Consider the following 11,993-nt stretch of genomic DNA (forward strand, 5'->3'; position numbering starts at 1 on the left):
GTACTGCTGCTCGTATTCCTTGGCGAGCGCCTCGGTATCGGCGACCAGCTTCTCCTTCGTATCCGGGATCAGCATGTCGTCCTTGCCGAACGAAATGCCGGCGCGGCAGGCATGAGCAAAGCCCAGGGCCATGATGCGATCGCAGAAGATGACCGTCTCTTTCTGACCGCAGTGGCGGTAGACGGTGTCGATCATCTTGGAGATGTTCTTCTTGGTCATCTCCTGGTTGGCTGTATCGTACGGCACGTTGACGTTCTTCGGCAGCAGTTCGCCGATGATCATGCGCCCAGGCGTCGTCTCATGGATGTTGGACACGACATTGCCAGCGGCGTCGACCGTGCGGAAACGACCCTTGATCTTGGAGTGCAGCGTGACTGCCTTGGTCTCAAGCGCGTGCTGGAGTTCGCCCATGTCGGCAAACACCATGCCCTCGCCCGGCTCGTTCTGGTTGACGATCGAGAGATAGTAGAGACCGAGAACCATGTCCTGCGACGGCACGATGATCGGCGCGCCAGAAGCCGGGTGCAGGATGTTGTTGGTCGACATCATCAGCACGCGGGCTTCAAGCTGAGCCTCGAGCGAAAGCGGAACGTGGACAGCCATCTGGTCGCCGTCGAAGTCGGCGTTGAAGGCCGTGCAGACGAGCGGATGCAGCTGGATCGCCTTGCCTTCGATCAGAATGGGCTCGAAGGCCTGGATGCCCAGGCGGTGCAGCGTCGGCGCGCGGTTGAGCAGCACCGGATGTTCGCGGATGACCTCATCGAGGATATCCCAGACTTCCGGCTTTTCCTTCTCGACCAGCTTCTTGGCCTGCTTGACGGTCGAGGAGTAACCCTTGGCGTCGAGACGGGCATAGATGAACGGCTTGAACAGCTCTAGCGCCATCTTCTTCGGCAGGCCGCACTGGTGCAGCTTGAGCTCCGGACCGGTCACGATGACCGAACGGCCGGAATAGTCGACGCGCTTGCCGAGCAGGTTCTGACGGAAGCGGCCCTGCTTGCCCTTGAGCATGTCGGACAGCGACTTCAGCGGACGCTTGTTGGCACCGGTGATGACGCGGCCACGGCGGCCGTTGTCGAACAGTGCGTCGACAGCTTCCTGCAGCATGCGCTTTTCGTTGCGGATGATGATGCCAGGCGCACGCAGCTCGATCAGACGCTTCAAGCGGTTGTTGCGGTTGATGACGCGGCGATAGAGATCGTTCAGGTCGGACGTCGCAAAGCGGCCGCCATCCAGCGGGACCAACGGACGCAGGTCCGGCGGGATCACCGGCACGACCTTCATGATCATCCACTCGGGACGATTGCCSGATTCCATGAAGTTCTCGACGACCTTGAGYCGCTTCAGATACTTCTTCTGCTTSAGYTCSGACGTGGTCGWWGCMAGYTCSGAACGSAGRTCGCCRGCGATCTTYTCCAGRTCCATGCYGGCMAGMAGGTCATGGATGGCTTCCGCGCCGATCATGGCGGTGAACGAATCCTCGCCATACTCGTCGACGGCGATCTGGTACTCTTCCTCGCCCAGGAGCTGGTGCTCCTTAAGCGCGGTCAGGCCCGGCTCGGTGACGATGTAGTTCTCGAAGTACAGGACGCGCTCGATATCCTTGAGCGTCATGTCGAGCAGCGTGCCGATGCGGCTCGGCAGCGACTTCAGGAACCAGATGTGGGCGACGGGTGCGGCGAGTTCGATGTGGCCCATGCGCTCGCGGCGAACGCGCGACAGCGTCACTTCCACGCCGCACTTTTCGCAGATGACGCCCTTGTACTTCATGCGCTTGTACTTACCGCACAGGCACTCGTAATCCTTGATCGGGCCAAAGATGCGGGCGCAGAACAGCCCGTCACGCTCCGGCTTGAAGGTGCGGTAGTTGATCGTCTCCGGCTTTTTGATTTCGCCGAACGACCAGGACAGAATCTTCTCAGGGCTGGCGAGCGAAATCCGGATGGAATCGAACACCTGCGCMGGCGCCTGAGGRTTGAAGAGATTCATGACCTCTTGGTTCATGCCGTTCTCCTTTTCGGGGCCCTCGAAAGCCCCTTGTCATCGTGTGCGGACCAGAGCGCCCGCCAGCTGTGTCGGCCGTCGCCGAAAAATTCTTATCATTCGAGCACGATCTTGACCGAAAACGGCACCCGTTTGACGGGATCGTGCTCAGCGGCGACGCCGCGGGGGAAAATCCCCGCGGCGCGCCTTTAGTGCTTACTCGGCTGCGTCGGGCAGCCGGTGCGTCTCGTCGATCTTGGTGTTCTCAAGCTCGACATTGAGGCCCAGCGACCGCATTTCCTTGACGAGAACGTTGAAGCTCTCGGGAATGCCCGCTTCGAACGTGTCGTCGCCGCGCACGATCGCCTCGTAGACCTTGGTACGGCCTGCCACGTCGTCCGACTTCACGGTCAGCATTTCCTGCAGCGTGTAGGCGGCGCCGTAGGCTTCGAGCGCCCAGACCTCCATTTCGCCGAAGCGCTGGCCACCGAACTGCGCCTTGCCGCCCAGCGGCTGCTGGGTAACGAGCGAGTARGGTCCGATCGAACGGGCGTGGATCTTGTCGTCGACCAGGTGGTGAAGCTTGAGCATGTAGATGTAGCCCATCGTCACCATGCGGTCGAACGGCTCGCMCGTACGTCCGTCGTACAACTGCGACTGGCCGGAGGTGTGAAGACCCGCCTGCGCCAACATCACATTGATGTCGGCCTCATGCGCGCCGTCAAACACCGGGGTCGCGATCGAGACGCCACGCTTCATCTGCTCGCTGAGGCGAACGATGCTTTCGTCGTCATAATCGCGGACCGGCTCGTTGCGGTCGTTGGCCGGAATGAAGCTCTCGAGCGTCTCGCGCAGCGGCTTGATATCGCCACCCGTCTTGTACGCCTCGATCAGCTCACCGATCTTCTTGCCCATGCCTGCGCATGCCCAACCCAGATGCGTTTCCAGAATCTGGCCGACATTCATGCGCGAAGGCACGCCGAGCGGATTGAGCACGATGTCCGCATGCGTTCCGTCTTCGAGGAACGGCATGTCCTCGACCGGAACGATACGCGACACGACACCCTTGTTGCCGTGACGGCCGGCCATCTTGTCGCCGGGCTGCATCTTGCGCTTCACCGCAACGAAGACCTTGACCATCTTCATCACGCCGGGCGGCATCTCGTCGCCGCGCTGCACCTTTTCGACCTTGTCCATGAAGCGCTGCTCGAGCTGCTTCTTGGAGTCGTCGTACTGGCCGCGCAGAGCTTCGAGCTCACCCTGCATCTTCTCGTCTTCAACGGCGAACTGCCACCACTGCGAACGCGGATAGTCGTCCAGCGTCTCCTTGGCGACGGTCGAGCCCTTCTTGAAGCCCTTCGGTCCGGCAATCGCGTCCTTGCCGATGAGCATGTCACTCAGGCGGCTGTAGACGTTGCGATCGAGGATCGCCTGCTCGTCGTCACGGTCCTTGGCGAGACGCTCGATTTCCTCGCGCTCGATTGCCATGGCGCGTTCGTCCTTCTCCACGCCGTGGCGGTTGAAGACGCGAACTTCGACGATGGTGCCGTAGGTTCCGGGCGGCATGCGCATGGAGGTGTCACGGACATCCGAGGCCTTTTCGCCGAAGATGGCACGCAGAAGCTTCTCTTCCGGCGTCATCGGGCTTTCGCCCTTCGGCGTGATCTTGCCGACCAGAATGTCGCCTGGAGCCACTTCCGCACCGATGTAGACGATACCCGCTTCGTCGAGGTTCTTCAGCGCTTCTTCCGAAACGTTCGGAATGTCGCGGGTGATTTCCTCAGGCCCAAGCTTCGTATCGCGGGCCATGACCTCGAACTCCTCGATGTGGATCGAGGTGAAGACGTCGTCGGCCACGATGCGCTCGGAGAGCAGGATCGAGTCCTCGTAGTTGTAGCCGTTCCAAGGCATGAACGCGACGAGCACGTTACGGCCGAGAGCCAGATCGCCGAGCTCGGTCGACGGGCCGTCGGCGATGATGTCGCCCTTGTTGACCCGGTCGCCCATACGAACCAGCGGACGCTGGTTGATGCAGGTGTTCTGGTTTGAACGCTGGAACTTCATCAGACGGTAGATGTCGACGCCAGACTTGCCCGGATGGAGGTCTTCCGTCGCACGAACAACGATACGCGTCGCGTCGACCTGGTCGACGATACCGCCACGGCGAGCGCCGATGGCAGCACCAGAGTCACGCGCAACGATCGGCTCCATGCCGGTACCGACAAACGGAGCCTCAGCACGCACCAGCGGCACGGCCTGACGCTGCATGTTCGAGCCCATCAGAGCGCGGTTGGCGTCGTCGTTTTCCAGGAACGGGATCAGCGCGGCTGCGACCGACACCATCTGCTTGGGCGAAACGTCCATAAGATCGACGTTTTCGCGCGGCGCCATCATCACATCGCCGGCATTACGGCAGATGACGAACTCGTCGACGAAGTGGCCGTCCTTGTCGAGCTCGGCGTTGGCCTGGGCAACGAAGTGCTTGGCCTCTTCCATAGCCGACAGATAGACAACTTCGTTCGTCAGCTTGCCGTCGACGATCTTGCGGTACGGGCTTTCGATGAAGCCGTACTTGTTGACGCGTGCGAAGGTAGCCAGCGAGTTGATCAGACCGATATTCGGGCCTTCCGGCGTCTCAATCGGGCAGATACGGCCGTAGTGGGTCGGATGCACGTCGCGGACTTCGAAGCCAGCGCGCTCGCGGGTCAGACCACCAGGTCCAAGCGCCGAAAGACGACGCTTGTGGGTGATCTCCGACAGCGGGTTGGTCTGATCCATGAACTGCGACAGCTGCGAGGAACCGAAGAACTCGCGCACGGCGGCAGCCGCCGGCTTGGCGTTGATCAGGTCCTGCGGCATGACCGTGTCGATTTCGATCGAGGACATACGTTCCTTGATCGCCCGCTCCATGCGGAGCAGACCGACGCGGTACTGATTTTCCATCAGCTCGCCGACCGAACGAACACGGCGGTTGCCGAGATTGTCGATGTCGTCGATCTCGCCCTTGCCGTCACGCAGTTCGACCAGCGTCTTGACCACGGCAAGGATGTCGTCCTTGCGCAGGACACGCACTGTGTCTTCCGCGTTGAGCTCGAGACGCATGTTCATCTTGACGCGGCCGACGGCCGAAAGGTCGTAGCGCTCGCTATCGAAGAACAGCGAGTTGAACATGGCTTCGGCGGTATCGAGCGTAGGCGGCTCGCCCGGACGCATGACACGGTAGATGTCGAACAGCGCGTCCTGGCGGCTCTCGTTCTTGTCGACCGTGAGCGTGTTGCGGATGTAGCCGCCGACATTGATATGATCGATGTCGAGGATCTTGATCTCTTCCTCGCCGGCCGCGAGCAGAACCTTCAAGGTCTTTTCGTCGATCTCGTCGCCAGCTTCGAGGAAGATCTCGCCGGTGCCGTAGTTGAYGATGTCCTCGGCGAGGTAGCTGCCAAAGAGATCGTCTTCGGTCGCCTTGATCGCCTTGAGGCCCTTTTCGGCAAGTTGCTTGGCCTGACGCGCGGTGATCTTCTTGCCAGCCTCGACGACGATTTCGCCGGTGTCGGCATCAACCAGATCGCCGACGGCCTTGAGGCCGCGGAAACGCTCTACCGAGAACGGAATGCGCCAGTGATCGCCCGACTTCTTGTAGGTGATCTTGTTGTAGAAGGTCGACAGGATCTCCTCGCCGTCCATGCCAAGCGCCATCAGCAGCGACGTCACCGGAATCTTGCGGCGACGGTCGATACGGGCGTGGACGATGTCCTTGGAGTCGAACTCGATGTCGAGCCACGAACCACGGTAAGGAATGACGCGCGCGGCAAACAAAAGCTTGCCCGACGAGTGCGACTTGCCCTTGTCGTGGTCGAAGAAGACGCCCGGCGAACGGTGCATCTGCGAAACGATGACGCGCTCGGTGCCGTTGACGATGAAGGTGCCGTTGGACGTCATGAGCGGCATGTCGCCCATGTAGACGTCCTGCTCTTTGATGTCCTTGATCGACTTCGCGCCGGTATCTTCGTCAATATCGAACACGATGAGGCGCAGCGTCACCTTGAGCGGCGCAGCAAAGGTCAGATCGCGCTGACGGCACTCGTCGACGTCGAACTTCGGTGCTTCGAACTCATACTTGACGAACTCCAGCATCGACGCGCCGGAGAAGTCAGAGATCGGAAAGACCGACTTGAAAACGGCCTGCAGTCCTTCATCGGGACGACCGCCCTTGGGCTCGTCCACCATCAGGAACTGATCGTAGGATGCTTTTTGAACCTCGATGAGGTTCGGCATCTCCGCAACTTCGGGAATCTTTCCGAAGAACTTGCGTACGCGTCTGCGGCCATTGAAAGTCTGGATCTGGGCCATCGTCGCTCCTTGCTGCCTTTACTTGGGGTGAGCGTCGCTAATGCTCACCTTGCATTTTCGCGCCGCCTCGGCGGCGGCCTATCCAAAACGGGCGAAAACCCGTTTCCTGAAAGCCGCTTGCGGCCATCAGGAAATAGGTTCCCCACAATCCCCCGGGTCACGGGAGCCGGTGGGCGGCGATTGGGCCGCCCACCGAAACCGTGAGCTTACTTAAGCTCGATCTTGGCGCCAGCTGCTTCCAGCTGAGCCTTGAGCTTCTCTGCGTCGGCCTTGGAAACGCCTTCCTTGACCGGCTTCGGAGCGCCTTCGACGAGGTCCTTGGCTTCCTTGAGGCCCAGGCCGGTGATGGCGCGGACTTCCTTGATGACTTCGATCTTCTTGTCGCCGGCAGCTGCCAGGATGACATCGAACTCGGTCTTCTCTTCGACCGGAGCAGCAGCAGCGCCGCCAGCGGCAGCGACAGCAACCGGAGCAGCGGCGGAAACGCCCCACTTTTCTTCGAGAAGCTTCGACAGCTCAGCCGCCTCGAGGACGGTCAGGGCCGACAGGTCGTCAACGATCTTTGCGAGATCAGCCATTTATCTATTCCTTCAATCAGTTCGAACGAGTGTTGATGATAGCGAGGAACGGCCTCATGCCGCCTCGTCCTTCCGGGCGTAAGCGCCAATGACGCGCGCGACCGAAGCCGCTGGCGCATTGACGATCTGGGCGATCCGGGTAGCCGGGGTGGCGATCATGCCAACCAGCCTTGCACGCAGCTCGTTGAGCGACGGGAGCGCGGCTAGTGCCTTGACTCCATCGGCGTTCAGCAAGGTCGTGCCCATCGAACCACCAAGGATGACAAGCTTGTCATTGGCCTTGGCGAAGTCGGACGCGACCTTCGGCGCTGCAATCGGATCCTCCGAATAGGCAACCAGCGTCTGTCCCTTGAACAGATCGATGATGCTTTCGGATTCCGTGCCCTGAAGAGCGATTTTGGCGAGACGGTTCTTCGCGACTTTGACGGTGCCGCCGGCCTGACGCATCTTCACGCGAAGATCGTTCATTTGCGCGACGGTGATACCGGCATAGTGGGCCACGACGACTGAACCTGCGTTCGAGAACGCGTCATTCAGGCCCGTGACGAGTTCGCGTTTTTCCGCTCTGTCCACTGCCTATCTCCAGTTGACCGCCTCCCATTTGCGGGGTGTGCGGTCGGGTTGCCTTTTGCCGGGCGGCTAATCCAGAAATTCCAGATCACCCGAACGGCGCTCGAGGATCCTGCCCCCTTTCGCCACACCTGACGGGCTTGCGGCCCGGCGCGATGCGCAGACAAAAGGCAAACACGGTTCGAACCTTTCATTGGAGCAAAGGCTCCTTTGTCTGGTCTTCACCCCGTCTCATGCAGGCCCATTCGAATTAAGGACCAAGGGTCGCTTGGACCGCCTGCAATCTCGGACAGGATTTCGAAAGTTGTTTCCAACTTCCGAAAAATCCGGGCCCGGAGGCCCGGAATTCTTTTCAGGACCATGCCATTGCTGGCAGATCCCAATTCAAACAATCACGACGCGACGAGCGTGCCGAGGTCGATCTTGAGGCCTGGGCCCATCGTCKAGGTGACAGACACCTTCTTGACGTACACGCCCTTGGCGCCAGCCGGCTTGGCCTTGTTCACGGCGTCAGCAAAAGCACGGATGTTTTCTTCCAGCGCCTTGACGTCGAACGAGACCTTGCCGACGCCGCCGTGGATGATGCCGGCCTTTTCGACGCGGAACTCAACAGCGCCGCCCTTCGAAGCCTTGACGGCTGCTGCGACGTCGGTGGTCACGGTACCGACCTTCGGGTTCGGCATCATGCCGCGCGGGCCGAGAACCTTACCGAGACGACCGACCAGCGGCATCATGTCGGGGGTGGCGATGCAGCGGTCGAAGTCGATCTGGCCCTTCTGGACGATATCCACGAGATCTTCCGCACCAACAATGTCGGCGCCAGCGGCGCGGGCTTCGTCAGCCTTTGCATCGCGTGCGAAAACCGCGACGCGGACCGTGCGGCCCGTGCCGTTCGGCAGGTTGACCACGCCGCGGACCATCTGGTCAGCATGGCGCGGGTCGACGCCGAGGTTCATGGCGACTTCGATGGTCTCGTCGAACTTGACCGACGAGCGAGCCTTCAAAAGCTCGAGTGCTTCGCCAAGGCCATAAGCCTTGTCCGCATCGATGCCTTCACGGGACTTGGAAACGCGCTTTGCAATCTTAGCCATGATCTCAGCCCACCACTTCCAGGCCCATCGAACGAGCCGAGCCTTCGACCATCTTGACGGCGGCTTCGATATCGTTCGCGTTCAGGTCCTTCAACTTGATTTCGGCGATCTCGCGCACCTTGGCGCTGCTGATCTCGCCAGCCTTGATCTTGCCCGGCTCCTTGGAGCCCGACTTGAGGTTGGCCGCCTTCTTCAGGAAGTAGGCCACCGGTGGCGTCTTCATGACGAAGGTGAACGACTTGTCCTGGTAATAGGTGATCACGACCGGGATCGGGGATCCCTTCTCGAGCTCCTGGGTCTGCGCGTTGAACGCCTTGCAGAACTCCATGATGTTGATGCCACGCTGACCAAGCGCCGGACCGATCGGGGGCGACGGTGTCGCCGAACCCGCGGAAACCTGGAGCTTGAGCTGGCCCGCAACTTTCTTAGCCATCTCTTTCCTGCTTTCGTTTTATGCCGGAGGACCCGGCGGTTGCAGTTCGGTGGTGCGAAAAAGACAACCGGCTAAGCCGCCTCTTCTCCCACCATGCTTGCGCCAGGCATGCGCCTGACACTGCCCACCACCGAAACCGGCGACGGGCGCTTCGATCAGCCCTTTTCGACCTGACCGAATTCGAGATCGACAGGCACAGCACGCCCGAAGATCGAAACTTCCACCTTGAGGCGCGCGCGCTCCTCGTCCACTTCCTGGACGAAACCGTTGAACGACGCGAACGGACCGTCGGAAACGCGAACCGCTTCGCCGATCTCGAAAGTGACCGACGGCTTGGGACGCTCGACGCCCTCCTGGACCTGATTCAGAATGCGCTGGGCTTCAGCCTCGGTGATCGGCACCGGCTTTGAATCACCAAGGAAACCAGTAACCTTCGGCGTGTTCTTCACGAGCGAGAAAACAGCATCGGTCAAATGGGCCTTCAGCAGCACGTAGCCCGGGAAGAACTTGCGCTCGGCGTCGACCTTGCGGCCGCGCCGAACCTCGACAACCTTCTCAGTCGGAACGACGATCTGCTCGATCTGCTCGCTCAGGCCCTTCTGCTTGGCCTTGTGCACAATGTCCTCAGCGACCTTCTTTTCGAAGTTCGAATAGGCGTGGACGATATACCAGCGCGCAGTCATCTCAGGAATTCTCCGTATTCGCAGCCTTAGCGGCCCATGCCCAAGATCTGCTCGACGGCGAAAGCCATCAGCTGGTCTGCAGCAAAAAAGAAAATCATCGCAATAATCGCAAAGCCGAGGACCATGACCGTGGAGATCATCGTCTCGCGCCGTGATGGCCACGTAACCTTCGCCGTTTCCGACCTTACCTGCTGCAGAAAGGTGAAGGGGTTCGTGGTTTTCGCCATGTGCCGCTCTGCTTTCAACGTCCGTTGACCGGACTTCTGGATGATCCCGTGACCGGGAGATGCCGCTACCTGAGAGGAAATCCGCGCCGAATCAGCGCAAACATTCCGCCCATGCAATTCGGACGCGTAAAGCCGGATCCCCAGCTCCACGCGCCGCGTGTCTGTTTCGCCTACATAAAACCGATTCTCTTTCCACGCAAGTGGCAGGGTGCAGCTTTACGTTTAAACGCCGCTTCGGAACCATCCAGTCGTTCCGTTCCGGCTATCGAAAGTCTCTTATGCCTGAATTAGCGAGTTCTGGCAAGACTGGCACGGGCAGCAGGGCTCGAACCTACGACCTGCGGTTTTGGAGACCGCCGCTCTACCAACTGAGCTATGCCCGTGCATCGCGCCGCGCATCAACTGCGCAGCACCGGCTTCCTAAGGATTTCCGACGCGTCTGTAAAGAGCGCAATGAAGCATGTTGTGAACATTCACAGCTGCGGTTTCGGACCAACGGGGCATGGCGATGTCCGCCATCCCTAGGACTCGGTTGAAGGCATATGGGGAGCGCTATCGTGGGAACTCGCCGAGGCTAGCTGCTCTGCAGTTTCCTGGCGTCGGGATCGTACGGCAAATAGCTCCGTCGACGAGTAAATCCACCGCGCTAATGCGGGTCAGAAGGCCTCTTTGCAATAAACGATACTGAGCATAGTCATCGAGCTTGACCGGTGGGCCAGAGTCGAATGACTCCGTCTTTACGTTCACCTGCCCCGAATAAGCAGCTAGCACCGCTTCAGAAGGCTTGTCCCCGGTCTCCCAGCCAACGAATGTTCCATAGCCCGCGAGCCTTGTTTTACCTCCAGCCAGCATCAACATGCAGTCACGGGTGCATTCGCCACCACCTGAAACGGCATTGCCGAAATAGGGCGCCCCTGTCTTTGCCGTCACGACACAATCCTTGGAGCGGGGCTTGCAGCCGGAAAAAACCGTACTGCCGACTGCGACATCCAGGCGGTTTTCCCGAATCACGTTTCCCAAGGCGATCGAGGTTTCCGCGTCGCCACCGTTCGACGACACGACCAACGGTAGTTTTCGCCCTTCGAGGGCCTTCAAAATGGTCTCGAAGCGCGAAAGGGCTTTGGGATCGATATCGCCTTCAGCCGATATCCATTCTGGGCAATCTGGTTCGCAGCCAGATTCGCTGGACCGAACAACGGCAAACCACATCTGCGAGTTCGGCGGAATTATCGCTTTCGGATAGGGCTTCGCGGGCTTGGCAGCCAAGACTACCCCCCCTACGCAATTCTCCGCAGGCCGCCCCGTCTGGCACAGCCCTGCCCTCGCGAAAATGCCGGCAGGCTCGTCGCCTGTCGTGAGGTTCATGCCAAACATTTCCAACCGGAAGAGCTGACGCATGTCCTTGGCAGGCGTTCCCTGGGCCGCGGCGAAGTAGGACTTCGCGACCCCCATTTCCTTGAGATAGGCGAGAAAAGCCCGCTCGCTGGACTTTGACAGCTTTGTCGTTTGGTAGCTGCCCACCTTCTTGCGGCTGACGATCTTCTTTTCGATCACCCGCTTCTTACCCTTCACGATCTTGTACTTCTCCCGGTAGCGGATCGTTTCCCTGGAATAGGTAGTCGTGATCTGATGGACGCCGACATAAGTCGTTGGACCGGCAAGCCGCCTGACGCCCCCGGCAAGCACCAGTGGACATGCCGAGTTACAGTAGACGCCATAGTCGACGATAACGCCCGAATAGATCCCGGTTTTCTTCTGCTGTGCTTCGCAATCCGGCTGGGCAGCGGGACATGCGGTCAGGTAGGCGCTGCCAACACCTACATCCAGCTTCCGCTCACGGATCATTCGCCCCAGCTTGTACGCCGCATCGACACTTCCACCGGGCGAACTGATGACGATCGGCAAGCGCTTGTTTCCGATCCGCTTCAGTATCTTCTTGAAGGCGGCCGGCGTGCCTGCCTCTATCGCGCCGCGTGCCCATATGAATTCCGGGCAATTGGGTTCGCAAAATGGAGTGCTGCTGCGGACGACCACGAACTTCATCGGATCGTCGATATCATCGACACCCGGGCCAGCCG

9 protein-coding genes and 1 tRNA gene are annotated in these 11,993 nt (G+C 60.0%); all 10 read right to left on the reverse strand.

The features are described 5' to 3' along the window. The coding region (gene rpoC, locus AC1DUU_RS11050) for a DNA-directed RNA polymerase subunit beta' (protein WP_476783465.1) at nucleotides 1-2,004 on the reverse strand (2,004 nt) is incomplete at its 3' end. Between the two features lie 195 nt (nucleotides 2,005-2,199). After that, nucleotides 2,200-6,333, reverse strand: coding sequence for a DNA-directed RNA polymerase subunit beta (gene rpoB / locus AC1DUU_RS11055; protein WP_476783466.1), 4,134 nt, complete (start codon nucleotides 6,331-6,333; stop codon nucleotides 2,200-2,202). A gap of 206 nt (nucleotides 6,334-6,539) precedes the next feature. After that, complete coding sequence (rplL, locus tag AC1DUU_RS11060; RefSeq protein WP_476783467.1) at nucleotides 6,540-6,911, reverse strand: 50S ribosomal protein L7/L12; 372 nt, start codon at nucleotides 6,909-6,911, stop codon at nucleotides 6,540-6,542. A 54-nt stretch (nucleotides 6,912-6,965) separates the two neighbouring features. Then, complete coding sequence (gene rplJ, locus AC1DUU_RS11065; protein WP_476783468.1) at nucleotides 6,966-7,484, reverse strand: 50S ribosomal protein L10; 519 nt, start codon at nucleotides 7,482-7,484, stop codon at nucleotides 6,966-6,968. A 389-nt stretch (nucleotides 7,485-7,873) separates the two neighbouring features. After that, nucleotides 7,874-8,572: a 50S ribosomal protein L1 gene (gene rplA / locus AC1DUU_RS11070; RefSeq protein ID WP_476783469.1), complete on the reverse strand. Its 699-nt coding sequence runs from the start codon at nucleotides 8,570-8,572 to the stop codon at nucleotides 7,874-7,876. A gap of 4 nt (nucleotides 8,573-8,576) precedes the next feature. Further along, nucleotides 8,577-9,005: a 50S ribosomal protein L11 gene (gene rplK / locus AC1DUU_RS11075; RefSeq protein WP_476783470.1), complete on the reverse strand. Its 429-nt coding sequence runs from the start codon at nucleotides 9,003-9,005 to the stop codon at nucleotides 8,577-8,579. A gap of 155 nt (nucleotides 9,006-9,160) precedes the next feature. Next, nucleotides 9,161-9,688, reverse strand: coding sequence for a transcription termination/antitermination protein NusG (nusG, locus tag AC1DUU_RS11080; RefSeq protein ID WP_476783471.1), 528 nt, complete (start codon nucleotides 9,686-9,688; stop codon nucleotides 9,161-9,163). A 26-nt stretch (nucleotides 9,689-9,714) separates the two neighbouring features. Beyond that, nucleotides 9,715-9,915 (reverse strand): preprotein translocase subunit SecE, encoded by a 201-nt coding sequence (gene secE, locus AC1DUU_RS11085; protein ID WP_067966516.1) that lies wholly within the window; start codon nucleotides 9,913-9,915, stop codon nucleotides 9,715-9,717. A 307-nt stretch (nucleotides 9,916-10,222) separates the two neighbouring features. Next, nucleotides 10,223-10,298: transfer RNA gene (locus tag AC1DUU_RS11090), tRNA-Trp, on the reverse strand. A gap of 169 nt (nucleotides 10,299-10,467) precedes the next feature. Beyond that, on the reverse strand, nucleotides 10,468-11,993 hold a 1,526-nt coding region (locus AC1DUU_RS11095; protein ID WP_476783472.1), incomplete at its 5' end, for a COG3904 family protein.

The organism is Aminobacter sp. P4_H6_2 (assembly GCF_056400805.1).